Source organism: Mesorhizobium sp. M6A.T.Ce.TU.016.01.1.1 (assembly GCF_003997065.1).
GTDB classification, from domain to species: domain Bacteria; phylum Pseudomonadota; class Alphaproteobacteria; order Rhizobiales; family Rhizobiaceae; genus Mesorhizobium; species Mesorhizobium mediterraneum.
The window spans coordinates 1-21,683 of record NZ_RZTJ01000018.1; the positions used below are offsets into that span (position 1 = coordinate 1).

The 21,683-nt window shown below is 62.6% G+C and carries 20 protein-coding genes; 3 read left to right on the top strand and 17 right to left on the bottom strand.

Annotated elements, in window-relative coordinates; all coding sequences use genetic code 11:
* Positions 1 to 31: 31 nt before the first annotated feature.
* The gene (locus EOC94_RS35130) at positions 32 to 5,287 is read left to right on the top strand and encodes an autotransporter outer membrane beta-barrel domain-containing protein (protein WP_281032980.1); all 5,256 of its coding nucleotides are present in this window, start codon (positions 32 to 34) and stop codon (positions 5,285 to 5,287) included.
* Between the two features lie 31 nt (positions 5,288 to 5,318).
* Positions 5,319 to 5,900, top strand: coding sequence for an invasion associated locus B family protein (locus tag EOC94_RS25540; RefSeq protein WP_127294233.1), 582 nt, complete (start codon positions 5,319 to 5,321; stop codon positions 5,898 to 5,900).
* A gap of 22 nt (positions 5,901 to 5,922) precedes the next feature.
* On the opposite strand, the gene EOC94_RS25545 is transcribed toward EOC94_RS25540, so the two are convergent.
* From EOC94_RS25545 to EOC94_RS25605, 13 genes are all read right to left on the bottom strand, one after another.
* A complete protein-coding gene (locus tag EOC94_RS25545) occupies positions 5,923 to 6,615 on the bottom strand; it encodes a response regulator transcription factor (protein ID WP_095488435.1) in 693 nt (230 codons plus the stop codon).
* On the bottom strand, positions 6,612 to 9,359 hold the full coding sequence (locus EOC94_RS25550) for a sensor histidine kinase KdpD (protein WP_127294235.1): 2,748 nt from the start codon (positions 9,357 to 9,359) through the stop codon (positions 6,612 to 6,614). The genes EOC94_RS25545 and EOC94_RS25550 overlap by 4 nt, the downstream gene beginning before the upstream one ends.
* Positions 9,360 to 9,411: 52 nt before the next feature.
* Complete coding sequence (gene kdpC, locus EOC94_RS25555) at positions 9,412 to 9,981, bottom strand: potassium-transporting ATPase subunit KdpC (protein ID WP_127294237.1); 570 nt, start codon at positions 9,979 to 9,981, stop codon at positions 9,412 to 9,414.
* Positions 9,982 to 9,993: 12 nt separating this feature from the next.
* On the bottom strand, positions 9,994 to 12,087 hold the full coding sequence (gene kdpB, locus EOC94_RS25560; protein ID WP_127294239.1) for a potassium-transporting ATPase subunit KdpB: 2,094 nt from the start codon (positions 12,085 to 12,087) through the stop codon (positions 9,994 to 9,996).
* Positions 12,084 to 12,299, bottom strand: a complete 216-nt coding sequence (locus tag EOC94_RS25565; RefSeq protein ID WP_127206111.1) for a hypothetical protein — start codon at positions 12,297 to 12,299, stop codon at positions 12,084 to 12,086. The genes kdpB and EOC94_RS25565 overlap by 4 nt, the downstream gene beginning before the upstream one ends.
* A gap of 38 nt (positions 12,300 to 12,337) precedes the next feature.
* Positions 12,338 to 14,041 carry a potassium-transporting ATPase subunit KdpA gene (gene kdpA / locus EOC94_RS25570; protein ID WP_127294241.1) on the bottom strand — a complete coding sequence of 568 codons (1,704 nt, stop codon included), beginning with the start codon at positions 14,039 to 14,041 and terminating at the stop codon, positions 12,338 to 12,340.
* A 32-nt stretch (positions 14,042 to 14,073) separates the two neighbouring features.
* Positions 14,074 to 14,163: a K(+)-transporting ATPase subunit F gene (kdpF, locus tag EOC94_RS25575; protein ID WP_032918612.1), complete on the bottom strand. Its 90-nt coding sequence runs from the start codon at positions 14,161 to 14,163 to the stop codon at positions 14,074 to 14,076.
* Between the two features lie 369 nt (positions 14,164 to 14,532).
* Positions 14,533 to 16,023: a hypothetical protein gene (locus EOC94_RS25580; protein WP_127294243.1), complete on the bottom strand. Its 1,491-nt coding sequence runs from the start codon at positions 16,021 to 16,023 to the stop codon at positions 14,533 to 14,535.
* Positions 16,024 to 16,067: 44 nt separating this feature from the next.
* Complete coding sequence (locus EOC94_RS25585; protein WP_127294245.1) at positions 16,068 to 16,769, bottom strand: class I SAM-dependent methyltransferase; 702 nt, start codon at positions 16,767 to 16,769, stop codon at positions 16,068 to 16,070.
* Complete coding sequence (locus EOC94_RS25590; protein WP_127294247.1) at positions 16,750 to 17,799, bottom strand: glycosyltransferase family 2 protein; 1,050 nt, start codon at positions 17,797 to 17,799, stop codon at positions 16,750 to 16,752. The genes EOC94_RS25585 and EOC94_RS25590 overlap by 20 nt, the downstream gene beginning before the upstream one ends.
* 153 nt (positions 17,800 to 17,952) lie before the next feature.
* A complete protein-coding gene (locus EOC94_RS25595) occupies positions 17,953 to 18,135 on the bottom strand; it encodes a hypothetical protein (RefSeq protein ID WP_164546994.1) in 183 nt (60 codons plus the stop codon).
* Positions 18,135 to 18,323 (bottom strand): DUF3606 domain-containing protein, encoded by a 189-nt coding sequence (locus EOC94_RS25600; RefSeq protein ID WP_095488451.1) that lies wholly within the window; start codon positions 18,321 to 18,323, stop codon positions 18,135 to 18,137. The genes EOC94_RS25595 and EOC94_RS25600 overlap by 1 nt, the downstream gene beginning before the upstream one ends.
* 55 nt (positions 18,324 to 18,378) lie before the next feature.
* Positions 18,379 to 18,639: a DUF982 domain-containing protein gene (locus tag EOC94_RS25605; RefSeq protein WP_126104909.1), complete on the bottom strand. Its 261-nt coding sequence runs from the start codon at positions 18,637 to 18,639 to the stop codon at positions 18,379 to 18,381.
* A 167-nt stretch (positions 18,640 to 18,806) separates the two neighbouring features.
* On the opposite strand from EOC94_RS25605, the gene EOC94_RS34365 reads away from it, so the two are divergent.
* Positions 18,807 to 18,959, top strand: coding sequence for a hypothetical protein (locus EOC94_RS34365; protein ID WP_210212093.1), 153 nt, complete (start codon positions 18,807 to 18,809; stop codon positions 18,957 to 18,959).
* Between the two features lie 188 nt (positions 18,960 to 19,147).
* Here EOC94_RS34365 and EOC94_RS25615 read toward each other — a convergent pair whose 3' ends face one another.
* From EOC94_RS25615 to EOC94_RS25630, 4 genes are all read right to left on the bottom strand, one after another.
* Entirely contained in the window at positions 19,148 to 19,909 is a 762-nt protein-coding gene (locus tag EOC94_RS25615) for an NYN domain-containing protein (RefSeq protein ID WP_126104910.1), read from the bottom strand.
* A gap of 91 nt (positions 19,910 to 20,000) precedes the next feature.
* Positions 20,001 to 20,354 (bottom strand): Atu4866 domain-containing protein, encoded by a 354-nt coding sequence (locus EOC94_RS25620; RefSeq protein WP_127294251.1) that lies wholly within the window; start codon positions 20,352 to 20,354, stop codon positions 20,001 to 20,003.
* A gap of 11 nt (positions 20,355 to 20,365) precedes the next feature.
* A complete protein-coding gene (locus EOC94_RS25625; RefSeq protein ID WP_245465656.1) occupies positions 20,366 to 20,752 on the bottom strand; it encodes a carboxymuconolactone decarboxylase family protein in 387 nt (128 codons plus the stop codon).
* 97 nt (positions 20,753 to 20,849) lie between these two features.
* Positions 20,850 to 21,575: an SDR family oxidoreductase gene (locus tag EOC94_RS25630; RefSeq protein ID WP_127294255.1), complete on the bottom strand. Its 726-nt coding sequence runs from the start codon at positions 21,573 to 21,575 to the stop codon at positions 20,850 to 20,852.
* Positions 21,576 to 21,683 lie beyond the last annotated feature (108 nt).

The window sequence follows — 21,683 nt, forward strand, 5'->3', positions numbered from 1 at the left end:
GTCGAGCGGCGGCGGCGGCGGCGACGGCGGTTTGGCCGGAGCAGGCGGCCTGTTCACCGCGGTTGGTGTCGGCGGCCATGGCGGCGGCGGCGGCAATGGCGGCGAGGTCGAGGTCGTCAACACCAATAGGATCACCACCACAGGCGACCTGTCACACGGCATACTCGCCCAGTCGGTCGGCGGTGGCGGCGGCAATGGCGGCAGCGCCGGTGCGGTGTCCGTCGGCGCCTTTGTCGGCGTCGGCGTGGCGGTCGGCGGCGACGGCGGCGTTGGCAGGGACGCGATGGCGGTCAACGTCACGCATACCGGCGACATCACGGTCAGCGGCGCGGAATCCAAGGCTATTCTGGCACAGGCGATCGGCGGCGGCGGCGGATGCATAGAGACCGGCACTGAACGCGCCGGAGAACGCTTTGCCGCCATTGCCGCCGCCGCCGTAGCGGTCAGCGTCGGCGGCGGCGGTGGCAATGGCGGCTCGGGCGGCGCTGTCACGCTCAAGGCGGACGGCAACCTCATTTCACTTACCGATGCCACGGGTTCGGGCGGCATCGTGGCGCAATCGATCGGCGGCGGCGGTGGCAATGGTGGCCGCACGACCTCGATTGCGGGTGCCGTCAGCAACGGCGTGGCGGTCAATCTCGGCGTCGGCGTGGGCGGTGGCGGTGGCGGCGGTGGCGAGGGCAAGACGGTCCGGGTCGAGACCGGGCTTGCCGGCGGTGGCAGGATCGAAACCCAGGGCTTCCAGGCCGTTGGCATCATGGCCCAATCGATCGGCGGTGGTGGCGGCAACGCCGGTGATACGTTCGGTGGCGCTGGCGGCTACGGCAACAATGTGACGGTCAGCGCCACCGTCAATATCGGCGGCGGCGGCGGCAATGGCGATTTCGCCGGTGACGTCCATGTGACCAATGCGATGTCGGTAACGACCACCGGCGATTCCAGCAGCGCGATCGTTGCGCAGTCGATCGGCGGCGGCGGCGGCAATGGCGGCACCAGCACCGGCGGATCGGCCAATGTCGGCGGCGGCAGCGGTGTCAATGTCGCGGCGAATTTCGCCATGGGTGGCGGCGGCGGCACCGGCAGCTACGGCAACACAGTCGACGTCATCAATTCGGGCACGCTGACCACCACCGGCGCCTTCTCGTCGGGCATCATCGCCCAGTCGATCGGCGGCGGCGGCGGCATTGGCGGCTCCAGCACCGCCAAGTCCTACAATATCGGCGGCAGCAGCCAGACCAGCGTCAACGTGAATATGGGCTTGGCTGGACATGGCGGCGGCGCCAGCGAAGCCAGAAAGGTGACCGTCATCAATTCCGGCCTCATCACCACGCAGGGCTTCGGTTCGTCCGGTATCATGGCGATGGCGGTCGGCGGCGGCGGCGGCGCGTCTGGCGCGGCTTCAGCTTCCGACGAGGACGTCGGTGGTGGTGCCGGCGACAACGGCGAGACGACCGTTTCGATCGGCGTGGCCCTGTCTCTCCCGGGTGGCACGGCCGGCGACGGCGGCGAAGTGTCGGTCACCAACAGCAACTGGATCATCACCGACGGCGCCTTCTCCTACGGCATCAGCGCCAGCTCCATCGGCGGCGGCGGCGGCGTCGGCGGCTCTGCGTCGGCCGGTGCCAAAGCCGAATACGCGATCGGCGGCGCGATAGCCGGCTTCGGCGGCAGCGCCGGCGAAGGCAAGCTCGTCGAGGTCACCAATCAGTCCACCGGCCTGATCTGGACCAGGCAGGAAAATTCCATCGGCATTTTCGCGCAGTCGATCGGTGGTGGCGGCGGCGCCGGCGGCGCCGGCAAGAGCACGGGCAGCGACGGCGGCACCGTGGACGTCAAGTTCTCGATGGGCGGTCTTGGCGCCGGCGGCGGCGATGGCGGCGAGGTCCATGTCACCAACAGCGGAATTGTCCTGACGGACAAGGCCAATTCGCACGGCGTCATGGCGCAGTCGATCGGCGGCAGTGGCGGTGTCGGCGGCGCGGCCGGTTCGACATCCGCCGACGCCTCTGTTTCCATTTCGGCGGCTCTTGGCGGCCTTGGCGGCAATGGCGGCATCGGCAAGTTCGTCCATGTCATCAACAATACGACCGGAACCATCATCACCCAGGGCGACAATTCCTATGGCGTCTTCGCGCAGTCGATCGGCGGTGGCGGCGGTGCGGCCGGCAGCGGCTCGACCGAAACCGGCGAGGCCGAGTCGGTGGCGGTCAATTTGTCGATCGGCGGCATCGGCGGCGCAGGCAGTCGCGGCGGCGACGTGACGGTCGACAATCATGGCCTGATCCAGACCACCGGCTATCTGTCGCACGGCATCTTCGCCCAGTCGGTCGGCGGCGGCGGCGGCGCATCAGGCGCCGCGGCCAGCGCCTCGACAGCCGACATGTCGATCGGCGGCGCGGTTTCGCTGCCGAGCGGCGACGGCGCTAATGGCGGCCATGTCATCGTCAACAATGACGGCGTCATCGAAACCACTAAGGACGGCGCGATCGGCATCTTCGCGCAGTCGATCGGGGGCGGCGGCGGCTATGGCGGCACAGTGTCGGCAGACACGGCCGGAGACAACTCGATTGCGCTGCAACTTGGCGGCTTCGGCGGCAATGGCGGCAATGGCGGCGAGGTGGACGTCACCATCTCCGGCGCGATCATCACCCATGGCGAACGCGCGCATGGTGTTGTCGCGCAATCGGTCGGCGGCGGTGGCGGCTATGGCGGCGACGCCAAGGGCAAGAGCTCGAATGCGCTCGCCATTGGCGGGCTCGGCGGCAATGGCGGCGATGGTGGCGACGTCACCGTCATCCGCACCGGCACGATCACGACGACGGGCAAGGATTCGATTGCCATCATCGCGCAATCGGTCGGCGGCGGCGGCGGCTTCGGTGGCGCCGGCTTTGGCCGTTTCGGCGCCGACGACGATGGCGGCGGCCCGAACGCCATCGGCTTCAACACCCCTGGCGGCACCAAGGGCACCGGCGGCAAGGTCACCATCATCCAGGACGGTGAGATCGAGACGGACGGCGACCGCGCCCATGGCATTATCGCGCAGGCTGTCGGCGGCGGCGGTGGCGCTGGTGGCATGGCCTCGCTGGCGATGGGCCAATCGGCTGCCGGCTCGCAAGGCGGCATCGGCGACGCAGCCGCGGCCGAAGCGACGGCGATGAGCCAGGTCTGGGTAAAGGGCGCGAGTTCGTATGCGCTGTTCGGGCAAAGCGCCACCGGCCAAGGCAATTCCGGCGCAGTCGACCTGATCGCGGAGGGCAATTTGTTCGCACAGGGTGCGGATTCGGTCGCAGCCTATGCCGAAAGCACGGCCAGCGGGTTGAAGGGCAATATCAGTCTGGACCTGAAAGGCCAGTATACAATAGGCGGCGGCGGCACTGGCGTGGCAGCCATGCTGGTCGGCGGTCAGAACAATACGCTGAACAATAACAGCCTGACTTATGCGATGGGGCTGACGGGATCCTTTTCTTTCCAGAATGAGGCAGACCTGGCCGAATACCTCCAGGAGCTTGTGGCCGGTGGACCCGTTGCCCCGAAGAAGGCGATCCTGGAATCGCTGCTGGACGATTTCAGCCCGTTGTCGATCACCGGCACCTCGGGCAACGATCTGGTCAACAATCAAAGGACAGCCAGCACGCTTGGCCGCGTTATCGGCAATATCGATCTCGGCGGCGGCATAAACGGTTTCCACAACTTCGCCAATTCCTCGATGGTCGGCCTCAAGACCATCGACCTCGGCGGCGGCACCTTCCTCAACGACGGCCTGATGACCAACAAGGGTATCGCGGTCGTGGAGACAGTTGATGTGACCGGCGGCTTCACCCAAATGGCCACCGGCGATTTCGTCACCGACGTCGATCTCAACAATCAGATCACCGACGCCCTTGCCTTGACCGGCGCCGGCGACTTCAACGGCGAGGCGCCGCTCAACTTCCTGTCGATCGACAAGCTGTTTACCGAATATCTGCTGGCGAAGGGCTCCTCGATGGTCGATTCCGGCATCACGCCGACGACCTTGCATCCGGCGGTCGGCTTCAATTTCCTGACCAGGGTGGACGACGGCACCGATCTCGTTCTCTACGCCGACAATCCGACCTTCCTGGAACTGGCGCAGGATCCCAACTCCGGCACCAACGACCCGGGCGTGTTCGAGATGGCGCAGTATCTCGACGATGTCGAGGCGTCGTCGAGCCCGGACAATCCGATGGCGCGGCTGATCAATATGCTGCGGTTCCTGCCGGATGAGGCGTCACTCGGCGCAGCGCTGACGCGACTGACGCCGCATTACGCGGTGCATGCGTTCGAGATGGTCAACCGCTCGGCCGACATCATGCTGGAAACGGCGCGCGAATGCACCGGCGTTCCCGCATACAGCAATCCCGACGGGCGCTGCGTCTGGGGCGTGATCAGCCCGCAGGCCGACTACAGCCGGGACGCCGGGGCGGGAACGACCAGCCGCGACGATGTGTTGAAGACGATGTCGTTCGGCGCCATTGGCGAGGTCAACCAGAACTGGTCGCTGGGCGGCACAATCGGGCGGACAGAGTTCGATTCCGAGATCCATTTCAACCAGGACCTGCTGTCGACCACCCAGGGTGAATCCTGGCAGGCCTACGCGTTGGCGAAATACGAGAACAAGAACTATTTCGTCGACTTTGCCGTTGGCGGCGGCACCGGCATGTTCGACGGCCAACGCGACACGCATGTCGACCAGGTCGGCTATATTCCCGGCGAAACGCTCGAAGGCGTCTATCTGCCGGAACTGCTGCTCGAGGGCATCGGCAACAGCGTCACCTATACGCAAAGGACCGCCCAGTTCGGCGGCTCGGCACGGTTCGGCGTGACCCAGCAGATGGGCGCGTTCTACCTGCAGCCGACCTTGCAATTCGATGCACGCTGGCTTCGCGTCTCCGGCAAGGAAGAGGGTTCGGTTGCCGCCTTCAATTTCGACGACAGTTCCAACACCTATTATTCCGCGACGCCAGGCCTCGAGCTCGGCACCGACATCGCGCTTAGCGACATCGCCAGCCTTCGCGTCTACGGAAAGGCAGGCGTGGAGTTCTCGAACAAGAAGTGGGAGATCGAGGGCCAATTCGCGGCCGCGGAAGATCTGCCCGGCAATCCGGCGCTGCACTTGACACAGGAGGTCGATTCGCCGCTCTATCGCGTCGGCGCCGGACTCGAACTCAATGGCGTGAACGGCGTCGGCATGGCCGTCAGGTACAATGGCGCCTTCGGGGAAACAGTAAAACAGAACGCGGTCAGCGCGTCCCTCAAGGTCAGCTTCTAGTTGGCTTGAGGTGAAGGGTAAGAGGGGCTTCATGAGAAAGCGGGCCTATTTCGCGGCCGTGCTGGGCATCGCCTTCATCGCTGGCCTGCCGGCGGCAATGGCGCTGGCGCAGACCAAGACCGACAAAGCGGTGCCGGCCGACGTGGCCAAGCCGCCGCAACTGCCCGGTGGCGCGTCGGCCCTGTCCGAGACGCATGGCGACTGGACGGTCAATTGCCAGATCATTGGCAAAACCAAGGCATGCAGCCTGTCGCATCAGCAGTTCAACAAGCAGAACGGCCAGCGCCTTCTGGCGATAGAATTGGCGACCAAGGCCGCAGAGCAAGCCAACGGCACCTTGGCGCTGCCGTTCGGGCTGGCCCTGGCCAAGGGCATCAATCTCGAAGTTGACGACAAGAAGCTGGAGGGCATCCTGCAGTTCAGCACCTGTCAGGCCGTCGGTTGCCTGGTTCCCGTGACATTCGACGCGAAAATCACGCCGCTGCTCAAGGCCGCCACCATTTTGAAGATCAACGCGGTCGCGGTCGATACGGGCCAGCCGATCAGCTTTCCCATCTCGTTGGCCGGCTTCAGCGGCGCGCTTGCCCGAACCGCGGGACTCTCGGCAGACTGAGCGTTGTCCACCCGGATTGTATTCAGTCAACTTCTCGCAAGCGGTATCCGACGCCGGTTTCGGTGGTGATGTAGCGCGGCTGGTCGGGCGTTTTCTCGATCTTCTGCCGGAGCTGCCGCACATAAACCCTGAGATACTGCACGTCGGTCGAATCGCCCCAGACCTGGTTCAGCAGAAACCGGTGGGTAAGAACCCTGCCGGCGTGCTGGACGAGGATGCGGAGGATGTCATATTCCTTCGGCGAGAGCTTTATCTCCCTGCCCTCGACGGTGACGATCCGTTTCACCAGATCGACCGTGAGATCGCCAGTGTGGAAAACAGGCTTCTCGCCCTGCTGCTGTAATTTGTGGCGAAGCGCCACGCGAATGCGCGCGACAAGCTCGTTCATGCCGAACGGCTTGGTGACATAGTCGTCGGCGCCCAGTTCAAGTGCCGAGACGATGCCGGCCTCATCGGTGCGGCTGGAGAGGATGACCACGGGGACGTCAAGGCCATCATCTCGCCATTTGCTCAGCAATTCGTGGCCGCCCATGCCGGGCAGGCCGAGATCGAGCAGGATCAAGTCCGGTTTTTCCGTCTCCATGAGCTCGATCGCCGCCTTGGCGTTCGGCGCCTCGCTGATCGCATAGCCCTGGCTGCCAAGGCCGACGCGAAGCAGCTTGCGGATCGGCGGTTCGTCATCGACGACCAATATCCTGACGTCCAGATTCGTCATGCCAAATCATCCAGATCGGGGCCGCCCACATTTTGGTCATCGCCGTTGGGGTCGTCCACGGCGGGCAATTCCGTCGGCACCGGCATTCTGACGGTGAAAACCGCACCCGAGCGGTCGGTCCTGCTGGCCGCCGAAATTGTCCCGCCCATCGCTTCGATGAACCCGCGGCAGATCGACAGCCCGAGCCCGGTGCCGGCACGGACCTGATCGCCCTTGCGCACCCGGTAGAATGTGTCGAAAACGCGTTGCAGATCGGCCGGCGGAATGCCCGGCCCCTCGTCCATGATCTGCAGGATGACGAAGCCATTGTCGAGCCAGCCCTGCAAGCGGATCGTCGAACCAGGCGGCGCATATTTTGCGGCATTGTCGAGGAGGTTGAACAGCACCTGCTCGAACAGGACGGGGTCAAGCCTCAGCATCGGCAGGTCAGCGGGAATGTCTATGTCGGTCTTGTGTTCGCCGATGATTTTCCTGGCTCGGTACAGCGCGGAGCCGACAATATCGCCGACATAGTGGAACGCGTAGTTCGGCTCCATCGCTCCGGATTCGATCTTGGTCATGTCGAGCAGATTGGCGATGAAGCGGTTTAGCCTTTCCGATTCGTCGAGCACGGTCGAAAGCAGGTCCGCACGGTCCTGTTCGGGAAGTGCCGGCGCGAATTCCCTTAGCGTGCCGGCCGCGCCCATGATGGCGGCAAGCGGTGTTTTCAAATCATGGGAAATGGAGGTGAGCAGCGCAGAGCGCAGCTTGTCCGCCTCGGCGGCGAGCTTGGCCCGGTCGACGTCGGCGACAAGCTGGATGCGCTCGATGGCGACCGCCGCCTGGTCGGCGAGCGCATCGAGCAGGCGCTGCTGCTCGGGCGTCAGCAGCGGGCCTTGCTTGTCGTTGTCGAGGCCGACGACACCGACGGCGGTGCGCCCCGTCCGCAGCGGGAGATAGAGGCGTTTTGCCCCTGGCAGCGTGTCGGCGCCGCGTCCCGCGGCGCGGTTGTGTTCCCAGGCCCAACGGGCGGCCGCGATGTCGGCCTCGGCCAGCGTGTCGTCGGGCGGATAGCCGGCCTTGACGGTGATCGAGCCGTTTTCGGGCAGAAGCAGCACGACCCGCAGCTTCAGCATGGAGGCGATCTGGAAGGCAGTCGCCCAAAGCACGTCATCGAGCGTGGCAGTTCCCGCTAACTTCTTTGAGAACAGATAAAGGTCCTCGGTGGTGCGAGCGCGAGACTGTGCCGCCACGGCCTGGCGCTGCACTCGTGCCGTCAAATTGCTGGCGATGATCGCGACGCAGAAGAGGAAGCCGAGCGCGACGACACTTTCCGTGTCGCTGATGTTGAAGGTGTAAAGCGGGTCGAGAAAGAAGAAATTGAAGGCCAAGGTGCTGAGAACAGAAGCGAATATCGCAGGCCACAGACCCGCGGTGACCGCAGATACCAGCACCGCCATGAGGAAGACTAGGGCGATGTTTCGCACGTCGAGCACACGCGACAAGAGCAGCCCGAAAAGTAGCCCCGCGACGACGTAGCCGGTAACGATCAAATAGGGCTTGATGTCGAAACGCGCCGGGTGGGCCGGGGTGATACCGCGCGACGGCTGCGCTTGTGCCTGGACGTCGCCGGAGACGACATGGACACTGATCTTTCCCGCGTCGCGTATCAAATCATAGGTGACGGCGCCGTCAAACAATTGCCGCCAGCGCGGCTTGCGCGGCTTGCCAGTGATGATGTGGGTGACGTTGTTCGCGCCCGCGTATCGCAGAATGTCGGCGGCGACGTCCTGGCCGGGTATGGTGACGGCAGCGCCGCCCAATTGTTCGGCAAGGCGAAGCGTCGATGCTAGCCTGTCGCGATCCTGCTCGGACAGGCCCGTCGAACGCGGCGTCTCGACGTAGAGCGCGAGCCATGGTGCGCGCAGCCGCTCGGCCTGGCGGCGAGCATAGCGCACAAGGGACGCGCTGCGCGGATCCTCGTCGACCCAGACCAGGACACGTTCGCTGGCCGCCCAGGGCCCCGGTATCGCGTGGGCCTGCATGTGGATCAGCAACTGCTCGTCGACGCGCTGGGCGGTGCGGCGGAGCGCCAGTTCCCGAAGCGCCGTCAGATTGCCCGGCGAGAAATAGTTCTCGATGGCGCGCTGGGCGGTGCTGGGGATATAGACCTTGCCTTCCTCGAGCCGCTTGATCAGGTCGTCGGGAGTGAGATCGATGATCTCGATGTCGTCAGCCTGGTCTATGATAGAGTCTGGGACCGTCTCGCGTACCCTGACGCGGGTGATCTGCGCCACGACATCGTTCAGGCTTTCGACATGCTGGATGTTGAGCGTCGTATAGACGTCGATGCCGTGCGTCAGGATTTCCTGAACGTCGAGATAGCGCTTGGGATGGCGGCTGCCCTGCGCGTTGGTATGGGCAAGCTCATCGACGAGGACCAGCGCTGGACGCCGGGCAAGGATGGCATCGAGGTCCATCTCCTCGAGGATGCGCCCCTTGTAGTCGACCTGACGACGGGGAATCAGCTCATAGCCGTCGACCAGAGTCTGGGTTTCTTTGCGGCCGTGCGTTTCGACGACGCCGATCACCACGTCGACCCCGTCGGCCAATCTTGCACGGCCCGACATCAGCATTTCATAGGTCTTGCCGACACCGGGCGCTGCGCCCAGGAATATTCGCAGGCGACCGCGCGCCTCCCGCTCCGCATGATCAAGCAGCGCGTCGGGTGAGGGTCTGGTTTCGTTGCGGCTGTCGTCCGGCATCAGAATCGATCATGAATGGCGCCGGGGATGGTGTCGATCCCCGGCCCACCATTCATTGCTTGGTGGCCTCGTCCAGTGCCAGATTGAGCGTCAGCACATTGACCACCGGCTCTCCCATGAAACCGAGCTCGCGGTCCTCGACATGGCTGTCGACAAGGGATTTGATCCTGGCTTCATCAACGCCCCTGGCCTTGGCTACCCTGGCGACCTGGAAGTAGGCGGCTTCGGGGCTGATATGCGGATCGAGGCCGCTGGCTGAGGTCGTGACCAGATCCATCGGCACCGGCTGGTCCGGATTTTCCGCCTTCAGCCTGTCGGCATCGCCCTTGATGCGGTCGATCAGCTTGGGGTTGGTCGGGCCGAGATTCGAACCACTCGAAGCGGCGGCGTTGTAGCCGTCGCCGGCAGCCGATGGGCGGTCATGGAAATAGCGGTCGCTCGCAAAAGCCTGGCCGATCAGTTCGGAACCGATGACCTTGCCGTCTTTCTCTATCAGACTGCCATTGGCCTGGCGCGGGAACACAGCTTGAGCAATGCCGGTCATGCCGATCGGATAGACCAGGCCGGTTAGCACGGTGAAGAAGACAATCATGATGATCGCGGGTCTGATTTGCTTGAGCATGGACGTAATTCCTTATGCGAGGCCAAGCGCGGTGATGGCCATGTCGATCGCCTTGATGCCGACGAACGGGACGATGATGCCGCCGAGGCCGTAGACAAGAAGGTTGCGGCTGAGCAGCGCGCCGGCGCCGATCGCGCGATACTTGACGCCTCTCAGCGATAGCGGGATCAGCGCGATGATGATCAGCGCGTTGAAGATGATGGCCGAGAGAATGGCGCTCTGCGGCGTTGCCAGATGCATGATGTTGAGCGCCTGCAGCGGGCCTGATGTCTGCCCCGGCGCGACGTAGAAGACGGCGAATATGGCCGGGATGATGGCAAAATACTTGGCCACATCATTGGCGATGGAGAAGGTGGTCAGCGATCCGCGCGTCATTAGCAGCGCCTTGCCGATTTCCACGATCTCGATCAGCTTGGTCGGATCGCTGTCGAGATCGACCATGTTGCCGGCTTCGCGTGCGGCGACCGTGCCGGTGTTCATGGCGACGCCGACATCGGCCTGCGCAAGGGCGGGCGCATCATTGGTGCCGTCGCCGCACATGGCGACCAACTTGCCCTTAGCCTGTTCGTCGCGGATCAGCTTCAGCTTGTCCTCGGGCGTCGCCTGGGCAAGGAAGTCGTCGACGCCGGCTTCCGCCGCGATCGCCGCCGCCGTCATCGGATTGTCGCCGGTGATCATCACCGTGCGGATGCCCATCTTGCGCAGCTCGGCGAACCGTTCCCTGATGCCGCCCTTGACGATGTCCTTGAGATGGACGACGCCGAGCAGGCGGCCGTCGCGCTCGACCGCCAGCGGCGTGCCGCCGGATTTGGCGATGTCGTCGGCGATTGCCTGCAGGTCGCGGACGGTGTCGCTGCTGGGGCGCGTGGCATGGGTGGCGACGGTCGACTGATTGACATGAGCGAGCACGGAATCGACCGCGCCCTTGCGAACCGATGAGCCATCGATGTCGACGCCGCTCATGCGGGTTTGTGCGGTGAAGGGCACGAAAGTGGCATGCAGTGTTGCCATGTCGCGGGCGCGGATGGCGTATTTCTCCTTGGCCAGCACGACGATGGAGCGGCCTTCCGGCGTCTCGTCAGCGAGCGAAGCGAGCTGCGCCGCGTCGGCCAATTCCTGCTCGGTGACGCCTTTGACCGGACGAAATTCCGTCGCCTGGCGATTGCCGAGTGTGATCGTGCCGGTCTTGTCGAGCAGCAGTGTGTCGACATCGCCCGCCGCCTCGACGGCGCGGCCCGACATGGCCAATACATTGAACCGCACCAGGCGATCCATTCCGGCGATGCCGATCGCCGAAAGCAGCGCGCCGATCGTCGTCGGGATCAAGGTCACGAACAGGGCGACGAGCACGGTCACCGAGATGTAGCCGCCCGAATAGGAGGCGAAACTCGGGATCGTCGCCGTCGCCAGCACGAAGATCAGCGTCATGCCGACGAGCAGGATGTTGAGCGCGATCTCGTTTGGCGTCTTCTGGCGCTCGGCGCCTTCGACGAGCGAGATCATGCGATCAAGGAACGTATGGCCAGAGGCCGCGGTGATGCGCACGCGGATCCAGTCGGACAACACCTGAGTGCCGCCGGTCACCGCGGAACGGTCGCCGCCGGATTCTCGAATGACCGGGGCGGATTCGCCGGTGATCGCCGCCTCGTTGACCGAAGCGACGCCTTCGATTACCTCGCCGTCCGACGGAATGATGTCTCCGGCCTCGACGAGCACCGCGTCGCCGACCTTCAGGCTGGTGCCGGGCACCAGCTTGAATTTGGTGCGGTCGTCGCCGGTCAACAGCTTGGCCTGAGTCTCGGTGCGCGCCTTGCGCAGCGAATCGGCCTGCGCCTTGCCTCGGCCTTCGGCGACCGCTTCGGCGAAGTTGGCGAAAAGCACGGTGAACCACAGCCAGATGATGATCTGCAGGGAGAAGCCGAGATCGCCGCCGCCGGTGACGAGATCCTTGACGAACAGGACTGAAGTGAGCGCCGAGACGACAGCGACGACGAACATCACCGGGTTCCGCATCAAGGTGCGCGGGTTCAGCTTCCTGAAGGCGCCGCCGATGGCGGGCAACAGGATACGAGCATCCATGATAACAGCGGATTTGGACTGGCTCATTTGGTGGCTCCAGTGTCGATGTTGTTGGATGGCACCGACCGATCGGATGCCGAAAGCAGATGCGGAAGCCCGTAAGCCAGCAACCAGATCACGATCATGACTGCCGCGATGCCAAGGAAGGTGGACATGGTCGGGAAAGGAGGAGGGGTTGCCTCCCCCTTCCGATCGGCGCGATGCCGGATCTTGCGACGAATAGTTTCGAACCAGGACATGACATTGATCCAAGGTGGGGATCCAAGGTGGGGCGGTTTCAGAATGTCTGCCCGTGGATGCCAGCCAGGTGCTCGACGATCGGTCCGACCGCCAGCGCCGGGAAAAACGTGAGGCCGCCGACGATCAGGATGACGCCGACCAGCAGCCCGACGAATAGCGGCCCGTCGGTCGGGAAGGTGCCGGCTGAGGCAGGGGCCGTCTTCTTGGCGACCAGCGAACCGGCGATTGCCAGAGCCGGGATGATGACCAGGAAGCGGCCCATCAGCATGCCGATGCCGAGCGTGATGTTGTACCAAGGGGTGTTGCCGGTCAGGCCGCCAAAGGCCGAGCCGTTGTTGGCGGCAGCCGAGGTGTAGGCATAGAGGACCTCGGAGAAACCGTGCGGGCCGGCATTGGCGATGGAAGCGACGCCTGTCGGCAGCACCACCGCAATGGCGGTGAAGATCAGCATCGCCAGCGGCAGGCAGAGAATGGCCAGCATTGCCATCTTGATCTCCTTGGCCTCGATTTTCTTGCCGAGATATTCGGGCGTGCGTCCGACCATCAGCCCGGCAACGAAGACAGCGATCACGATGTACATCAGGATGCCGTAGAGACCGGCGCCGACGCCGCCGACAATGACCTCGCCGAGTTGCATGTTGATGATCGGGATCATGCCGCCAAGCGCGGTGAAGCTGTCATGCATGGCGTTAACGGCGCCGCAGGACGCGGCCGTGGTGATGACCGCAAACAGCGCCGATAAAGCGATGCCGAAACGTGTTTCCTTGCCTTCCATGTTGCCGCCGTCGATACCGAGCGCATGCACCAGCGGATTGCCTGCGGCTTCCGCCCAGTAGCAGACGGCGACGCCAGCGATGAACAGGACGCCCATCGCGGTCAAGATCGCCCAGCCCTGGCGCTGGTTGCCGACCATGCGGCCGAAGACGTTGGTCAGCGCCGCGCCGATGGCGAAGATCGTCACCATCTGGATCAGGTTCGAGATCGCATCGGGATTTTCGAAGGGATGCGCGGCATTGGCGTTGAAGAAGCCGCCGCCATTGGTGCCGAGCATCTTGATGGCGATCTGTGAGGCGACAGGCCCGACTGCGATCGTTTGCTGCGCGCCTTCCAGCGTCGTTGCGTTGACATAGGCGCCGAGCGTCTGCGGCATGCCGAGATAGACATAGATCAGCGTCAGCACGATGCAGAGCGGCAACAGCAGGTAAAGGGTGGACCGGGTCATATCGACCCAGAAATTGCCGATCGATTTGCCGGAAGCCTTGGCGAAGCCGCGGATCAGCGCGATCGCGATGGCGATACCGGTCGCCGCTGACAGGAAATTCTGCACGGTGAGGCCGGCCATCTGCACGAGATAGGACATCGTGCTTTCGCCGCCGTAGTTCTGCCAGTTGGTATTGGTCATGAAGCTGGCGGCGGTGTTGAAGGCGAGCCCGGGTTCGACGGCGGTCATGCCAGCCGGGTTATAGGGCAGGCTGCCCTGCAGCCGTTGCAGGAAGTAAAGCACCAGGAAGCCGGCCAGGTTGAAGAACAGCAGGGCCGCCGCATAGGAGGTCCAGTGCTGCTCCTCGCGCTCGCTGGTTCCCGAGATGCGATAAAGGCTCCGTTCGAGAGGCCCCAAAATCGGCGACAGGAATGTGCGTTCGCCGCTGAAAACGCGATACATGTAGCCGCCGAGCGGCTTCACGAGCAAAATGACGATCCCGCAATAAACGAGGATCTGTATCCATCCGTTGAGAGTCATTGAAATAGCTTTCCGTGCCTGGCCAGTTGAAGTCAGAAGCGTTCTGGCCGAACGAGGGCGTAGGTGAGATAGGCGAGCAGGAACAAAGTCACGCCGCCACCGAGGATGTAGTCGAGAAGCATGTTGCGATCCTCCCGCTTAAAGACTGTCGCAGGCTTTGATGTAGGCAAAAGAAAGGGCGAAGAACAAAACCCCTATCCCGAGAACGACGATGTCCATCGTGCATGTTCCTTATTTTCGTTTGTTTTCGCGTCTCCTGCAGGCGGCAGGCCGAAATCATGCGGAAACGTCCCGCCACAACGGCAGAATGACCGAGATGTGTATTTCCGGTAGAATATGGCTCGAAACACCATAAAGGTTCGAGACGTGGCGAGCGGGAAAGAAATAAAAATCCTATAGGGATTTTGCTGTCGCGATCTCAACAGAGGCACGGCGTTTGAAAACAAGATGGCCCGGACAGGCCGTGCGCCGGCGCGAGACGCTGCTGAAAATCAATGATCGCGCATGTAGATCACAGCATAGTCGTCCGTATATGCCCGCTTCCAGCCCAGCTCGTCGAAGAACGGAATGCGGCTGTCGTCCGCCGTCAGCAAGGCCCAGTCTATCGCATACTTATCGAGCTGGGCTTGGAGGACAGGCTTTCCGCCGCTGCGCCCCATTTGCTCATCTGCTTTCGCGAAGCCATTCAGAAAGAGCTGGTCTGTGCGGCCATCGATGAACGTCTTGATGCCATGGAAAATCAACGTGCCGCCGAAATCGTAGGAGTTCAGCAGATTGGCTGATAAATTGCGGGTCTGGGCGAATGCGAGCGCATTCTTGGCCGAGGTCTTCTGGCTCGGCGCGACCGGATAGGTGGCAATGAAGGCCGCCGATGCCAAAACCAGCAAGACGGCAATTCCACCCCAGACTTGGCGGAACCGCCGCACGAAAAATTGTTCAAGCCCGTCGCGCTTTTCCTCCGCCCATTTCCGGGCCGAAAGTGCTGGATATTGCTGCGCAACCTCCACGGCGAGGACGATCGGGACAAGCAGAAAGAACAGGTAAATGAAACGTATGTGGGTGAGATAGATATGCAAGGTGAAGACAAGGAACAACGCCTTGGCCCAGCCGATCTGCAGTCTCGAAACCAGCAGCCCGAAAAAGACAATCAGCAGGGCCATCTCCTGGAAACCATGCTCAGAAGCGTTGAACGGCCGCCACTCCATGATGTAGGGCACCGCTTCATTGCCATAGGCCACTGTGAATGTGGCGAGTATGGCCTTGACGCCATAGGGATTGAGCAGGCTGACCAGCGGACATAGCAGCCCGAAGGCGACCCATTTGGCAAGGAGCGCGGGGTTGGACAGGCGTATGCGCATGAGAAGATCGAGGCCGGCAAAAGCCGCGATGACGAAGCCGAAGGTGAACGTCGCGTGGAGGTTGGCCCATAGGCAAAGCAGCGGCAGCAGCCATAGAGGCGGGGCCTGCTCGTTGCGCGCGGCGCCGAAAAGATACGCGGTCCAGACGACGATGATGGGCAAGGTGAAGATGTGCGGCCGCGCGATGTAGACGGGGTCGATCAGGAGCGCCAAAACGATCGTTAGTCCCACCGCCAGTGTCGGCTTCAGCCAGACGCTGAGATGCCACGACATCAAGAAGACCGTCAGGACGACCATGGCGATCGTCAGCAGCGCCACACCGCTCCAGCCAGCTGCGTCATAGGCAAGCGCTAGAAGAACCTGCCCGAGCCATTCCTTGGCGATCCATGGATGGCCGGCAAAGGTGTAGGAATAGGTATCGATCGTCGGGAATGCGCGGCTTGCCAGGATATCCTGCCCGACCTTGATATGCCACCAACTGTCGGGGTCCTGGAGCAACGAAGCGGCGAGGGCAAGGAGCGCAGCCGCCATGACACCCGCGGCGACCAGGCAAAACACCAGCCTTGCGCGCCGGGCGTCGTCTATCAACGGCGGTGCTTCACGGGAAGCCTGTATCTGGAGCATAGAATATCCCTGAGCTGCTTGCTGCCGAGCATCTCTATTGATGGTCAGACGGCAGGCTTGATCGCATGCACGAAATACTGGGCTCCAAGGGGAACCGTGGCGAGGAAGCGCTCGAACGGCCGCAATCTTGCGAATAGGCGCGGGAAAAAAATCCGGTAGACGATATCGGCCCTGGAGAAGCCCGCCGCGGCCACTCGCGCACGCATGTCGCGGCCGTTGATCAGAACCGCGTTCTCGTCGAAAGCACAGCTTCGCACTGCGTGCGTCGTCAGCGGATTCAAGGGATTGTGCTCGAACAGAAAGAAGCTGCCGCCACTGGCCAGCACTCTCTCGATCTCCTTGATCAGGCCGACATGGAGGTTTTCAGGGATGTGATGGAACACGCAGGCGGCGAAGGCGAGATCGAAACTCGCGTCCTCATATGGGATCGTTTCGCCGTCGAAGTGCCTGAAATGAGCCTGGCCGGGAAAGCGCTTGGGGGCGATGTCGAGCGACTGCGAGGACGGGTCGAGCAAGGTGATTTCGCTGTCGGGAAAGGCGGCGCGCATGGGTCCCAGCGAGTTTCCGACGCCCGCGCCGAAGTCGAGTATCCGCCGCGGCTTCACGCCCGAGCGGGCGAGCCTTGCCGCGACGTCATCGATTTTGTACTGCGCAAAGAAATCCGGCGTCTCGCCGCTCAGCCGGATGCTTGCGGCATGCTGCTGCTGATATTCCTGCGCGAATTGGTCAAATTCTGCCTGAAGCACGCGCGGCTCCCTTCGTCAGCTGCCCGGCCATCTCCTGCAGGCGATGGACGGGCAGCTTCTCGGAGGCGGGATCGTGGGCGGCAATCTCGTTTACCAGGTAGAGGGGCCGTCGCTTGGTCTCCATATACATGCGCCCGAGATACTCGCCGAAAATCCCGAGGACCAGAAGCTGAACACTGCCGAGGATCAGGACGATCGCGGCCAGGCTGGTCCACCCCGGCAACACGCTGCCGACGAACCACGAGAACAGTGTGTAGCCGAGAGCGGCAAGCCCGAGAAAACCGAAGATCATGCCGAGATGCGAGGCAAACCGCAGGGGTACGGTGGAGAAACTCGTCATCGCATCAATCGCCAGCAACACCATCTTCCTCAGGGGATAGTGCGTGGCGCCGGCGAAGCGCTGGTGCCGTTCATAGGGAAAGGCCACCTGTTTCAAGCCGATCCAGCTCACCATGCCGCGAATGAAGCGGTAGCGCTCGGGCATCGCATTGAGATGATCGAGCGCACGGCGGCTCATCAGGCGAAAGTCCCCGGAATCGAGCGCCATGTCGACATCGACCATCTTGCGCAGCAGGCGGTAGAACACGGCCGCGGTCGTGCGCTTGAACCAGCCTTCGCCTTGCCGCTTCAGCCGCTGGCCATAGACGACGTCGAATCCCTCATCCATCTTTGCCATCATGGCTTCGAGCAATTCCGGCGGGTCCTGAAGGTCGGCGTCGAGAATGAGAATGCGCTGGCCGCGACAAAACTCCAGGCCGGCGCTGAGCGCAATCTGGTGGCCGTAGTTGCGGGCAAGATCCAATCCGACGACGTGGCTGTCCTGTCTGGCGAGATCGAAAATGGCCTCTCGGGTACCGTCGGTTGCTCCATCGACGACCAAGATGATCTCGTAAGAATGCCCCGCTTGTTCACGGCAAGCGGCTGTCACGCGCCGGTAAAGCTCGGCGATTCCGTCGATTTCGTTGTAGCACGGCACGACAACAGACAGCGCGATAGCGCGTCGCGTGGCGATTTTCTCTGTTTGCGCCAAAAGCCCAGCTCCCGTTACTAGAACGGGAATAGGCCGAATTTGTTAGAAAACCGATAAACCGCTCAGGCCGGCCCGCGACGTCAGACAAACGACGCGTGACGGACACATGCGACGGGGATACGGAGAGGGCGGACGCTCCGCCAAATCGGCCGTTCAGCCTTCGGCCTTGAAGTTCTTGGCTTCCTTCTCGACCTTGGCGCTGTCCTTGCCGTGCTTGCGCATCAGATCCTTCGCTTGGTTGGGAGAAACGTCGGTGGTCTCGGCCAGGCGCAGGGCCTCCTTGTCGTCCGGCTCGCGTTTCTTCCGGTCGGCCATTGCGGTCTTCTTGTCAGCCATCACAACGCCTTTATGCTCTCGGCGATTTCGTTCAGCACCTTGCGGTCGGTGCCGTGGCGCTTGATCAGCGTCCGTGCCTGGTCGGGAGTGATGCCGGCTTCCTCGGCGAGATGCCTCACCTCATAGTCTTCGTCGCCGGCTACTTGTGAGCGATCGCGGTTGTCGGTCTTGGTCTTGTCGTCGGCCATGGCAGTTCTCCTCGTTTCGACCTAGGGCATAACGACGGAGATTTCGTGAGGTTCCTTAGTGCCGGCCTTCGCGCACGAACACATCGGCTTCCTTGGCGGCGGCCGCGAATGCCCGCCGCGCACTGCCAACCGCCCGCCGCTGCTCCATCGCATCCATCATGGCTTTCAAGGCCGCGCGATATTTCGGCCCGCGCTTTTCGTCTGGCCACTTGTCGACCAGAAGCGAGGCTGCCTGGACCGTCCTCGTCACAGAGAGGGGGCGGCCGATCCGTTCGCTCTCGATCGTCACGGGAATGTCGAATTGTTCATCACGCATTGACGCCACTCCTTGACTCCGAAGACAGCAACGGCGCAGCGGGGTTATACGTTCCGATGACGAATGGCGTGATCCATCCCGATCACAATTCATGGTTACTGAGTGGCTTACGTCGCCGGTAGTTCAGACAGTGCGCAAGCTAGGGGCGGCATGCACTAGCGAGACCGATGGTCGAACACGACCCCCATGGTCCTACCAATTGCGGTCATGACGACAAGCTCGACCAGATGATCGTCGCTGTCCTCACAAGCTGGGTCTGCTCGGCGGATGGCATCTATTGCGGCTCTGGTCGATATGGTGTCGCCGGCGCGGAATTTTGAAAGCGCAGATGAAACAAGTTCCTGGACGGTCAAGTCAACGGCAGGCGCTCTCGAGACGATGTTCATTGGCCTCCTCCGCCCTGAACCCTCTCCCATGAGAATATTACGCCGAATGGCAGTTTTCGCCAGCGAAATAGTGGTCAGACCAGAGGCCAATCGGGCCGGGGATGCTCACCTTTTTGCAGGGGTCAGCGCGACGCTGCCGATTTCGATTTCTCTCGGCTCCTCGCAGCTGGCTTGATCCTTATACGCACCGCCCCACCCTCGGGATGATCGATCTCAAAGGCATTGGTTTTCCGCACGAGATCGCTCAGCTTGCGAAAGCCGAAGGTTCTGGGATCGAAGTCCGATGCCAGATTTGCGAGCTGATTGCCGACAATGCCGAGCGGCACCCAGCCGTCCTCGGTTTCCATCTGTGAAATGACCTTGGTGATGATCGGCGTCGCGGCGCTGGGCGGCTGCAAAGATTTCGTCGGCGCCGCATCCTGAGCGTTGGCTGGCGCAGTCGGAAGCAGGTTCTCGGTGTATACGAACCGGCGGCATGCCTGCCGAAAACTCTCCGGTGTCTTCTGCTCGCCAAACCCATAAACGTCGATCCCATGCTCCCGGATGCGAGCGGCAAGGCGGGTGAAATCGCTGTCGGAGGACACTAGGCAGAAGCCTTCGAACCGCCCGCTGTGGAGAAGGTCCATCGCGTCGATGACGAGCGTGATGTCGGATGCGTTCTTGCCGGTGGTGTAGGCGAATTGCTGCTGCGGGATGATCGCGTGCTTCGACAGCACATCGGCCCACGCCTTCGAACGGGTGCTAGAGAAGTCGCCATAGATGCGACGAACGCTTGCCTCGCCGATCTTTGCGATTTCCTCGAACAGCCCGTCGGCAATCTTGGCCGAGGCATTGTCTGCGTCGATCAGCACAGCAAGCCGTGGAGAACGCGGTTCGGTTGGCACGGTGGGCCCCCCTGTTTCTGGCTTCGCACCAAATGACATAATGCCATATGGTGCAGCGGTAACCTTTTTATCGAGATTCGACGAACGTCACCTACTTCTTCCGGTACAAGATCATACCTGCGTGGTGCAGCACGCCGTCAATAAATTCGCCATCGGCGGTAAAGCCGGTGTCGTCCCAGTAGTCGATGTGGTTGCCCCGGATCTCATAGCGCCCCTGGTATGCGCTCTCACGGTTTCCGCGCGCTTCGTCATAACGACCGTTTGGAAGCAAGTTGTGACGGATATGGCCATCGGCCGTGACCCACATCCCGACATAGGGGTGGCTTTCCGAAACCTGGGTAGCTGTGGTTTGCTCGATATTCATCTGGGTGAGACCTTTCTGTGCCGGTAGGACGGCCGCGCCGGCAAGAAGCATGGCAGCGGCAAGCATCGAAACCTGTTTCATGGGACAGCTCCTCAGGGTTGTTTGCCGGGAGCGGCGCGACGCTCGGCGAACAGCTCGGAGAGCGCTTGCGATGCTGCGATCGCGCGGGGAAATCCGGCCGGAACCGTCACCATGTAGATGACTTCCTTCAGCTCACCCTCGGACACGCCGATATTCAGCGCATAGCCGGCATGAACTTTCATGAAGGCGGCCTCACCCATGGCTGCGAATACCGCGACGGCGGCGAGTTGGCGTGTGCGGCTGTCGAGCCCCGGGCGGGACCAGACGTCGCCGAGCGCATAGCCCTGGGTTGCTGCGGCCAGAAACGGAAACTCCTGTCTCATGCGTTCCAGCGTCGGTTGCGGAGCGCCACTGTTCAGGCTCCTGACGACAGCGTCGCCGCGCAGCCGCTCTTCCATCGTCTGCGATTTGGCGGTTTGAGGAACCGCACCGAGCAGCAACGCGGCGCCAATCGCGATGCACGAGCTGTGAAAACGGGAATCCATTTTTGCCTCCCTATTTGTTGGCTGTCGGCCGGATGACGATCTCGTTCACATCGACATCGTCCGGCTGTTCGATGGCAAAGCGCACGGCGCGGCCGATCGCGTCGGGCTGCAGCGCAATGGCGCGATAGGTCTTCATCGCTTCCGCCGCCACCGGATCGGTGATCGTGTCGGCGAGCTCGCTCTCGACCACGCCGGGATGGATGCAGGTGACGCGGATGTTGTCGTGCTCCTGCCGCAGACCATCGGAGATGGCGCGGACCGCGTATTTGGTTGCGCAATAGACAGCGGCTGTCGGCGACACCGAAAGCGCGCCGATGGAGGCGATGTTGATGACATGGCCGGAGCCTCGGGCCGTCATCTCCGGCAGCACCGCGGCGATGCCGTAGAGCACGCCCTTGATGTTGACGTCGACCATTCGGTCCCACTCATCGATCTTCATCGAGGCCATCAGCGACAACGGCATGACGCCGGCATTGTTGACGATCACGTCGACGCGTCCCCAGGCCCGGCGCGCCGCATCGGCAAAGGCGGCGACATCGGCGCGGTCGGTCACGTCCAGACGGCGTGTCATTGCCTCTCCGCCCTTTGCCCTGATCTCTTCCGCGAGCGCGTCCAGCCGATCGGTGCGGCGCGCACCGAGCATGACCTTTGCTCCGGCAGCACCGAGCTCGCGGGCGATGGCGGCGCCAATGCCGCTCGAAGCCCCGGTGATGAGCACGACTTTGTTGAGGGACATGTTTCGTCTCCATCTGGTTGATCTTGCGAACCGCCATGCAGCGGTTGCCACGAAGATGGATCTGTTTCACTGTTGCGATAAGACGACCATTCCTTCCCAGGGCGGAAA

What these genes read in the sequence shown, in the direction of transcription:
- EOC94_RS25625 (WP_245465656.1), bottom strand. Translation starts at nt 20,752, where the DNA reads ATGGAAGAGCGGCTGCGCGGCGACGCTGTCGTCAGGAGCCTGAACAGT.
- kdpB (WP_127294239.1), bottom strand. Translation starts at nt 12,087, where the DNA reads ATGAGCCAGTCCAAATCCGCTGTTATCATGGATGCTCGTATCCTGTTG.
- EOC94_RS25580 (WP_127294243.1), bottom strand. Translation starts at nt 16,023, where the DNA reads ATGCTCCAGATACAGGCTTCCCGTGAAGCACCGCCGTTGATAGACGAC.
- EOC94_RS34365 (WP_210212093.1), top strand. Translation starts at nt 18,807, where the DNA reads ATGGTCGAACACGACCCCCATGGTCCTACCAATTGCGGTCATGACGAC.
- EOC94_RS25540 (WP_127294233.1), top strand. Translation starts at nt 5,319, where the DNA reads ATGAGAAAGCGGGCCTATTTCGCGGCCGTGCTGGGCATCGCCTTCATC.
- kdpC (WP_127294237.1), bottom strand. Translation starts at nt 9,981, where the DNA reads ATGCTCAAGCAAATCAGACCCGCGATCATCATGATTGTCTTCTTCACC.
- EOC94_RS25600 (WP_095488451.1), bottom strand. Translation starts at nt 18,323, where the DNA reads ATGGCCGACGACAAGACCAAGACCGACAACCGCGATCGCTCACAAGTA.
- kdpA (WP_127294241.1), bottom strand. Translation starts at nt 14,041, where the DNA reads ATGACTCTCAACGGATGGATACAGATCCTCGTTTATTGCGGGATCGTC.
- EOC94_RS25605 (WP_126104909.1), bottom strand. Translation starts at nt 18,639, where the DNA reads ATGCGTGATGAACAATTCGACATTCCCGTGACGATCGAGAGCGAACGG.
- EOC94_RS25545 (WP_095488435.1), bottom strand. Translation starts at nt 6,615, where the DNA reads ATGACGAATCTGGACGTCAGGATATTGGTCGTCGATGACGAACCGCCG.
- EOC94_RS25630 (WP_127294255.1), bottom strand. Translation starts at nt 21,575, where the DNA reads ATGTCCCTCAACAAAGTCGTGCTCATCACCGGGGCTTCGAGCGGCATT.
- EOC94_RS25565 (WP_127206111.1), bottom strand. Translation starts at nt 12,299, where the DNA reads ATGTCCTGGTTCGAAACTATTCGTCGCAAGATCCGGCATCGCGCCGAT.
- EOC94_RS25595 (WP_164546994.1), bottom strand. Translation starts at nt 18,135, where the DNA reads ATGGCTGACAAGAAGACCGCAATGGCCGACCGGAAGAAACGCGAGCCG.
- EOC94_RS25620 (WP_127294251.1), bottom strand. Translation starts at nt 20,354, where the DNA reads ATGAAACAGGTTTCGATGCTTGCCGCTGCCATGCTTCTTGCCGGCGCG.
- EOC94_RS25550 (WP_127294235.1), bottom strand. Translation starts at nt 9,359, where the DNA reads ATGCCGGACGACAGCCGCAACGAAACCAGACCCTCACCCGACGCGCTG.
- kdpF (WP_032918612.1), bottom strand. Translation starts at nt 14,163, where the DNA reads ATGCTTCTCGACTACATCCTCGGTGGCGGCGTGACTTTGTTCCTGCTC.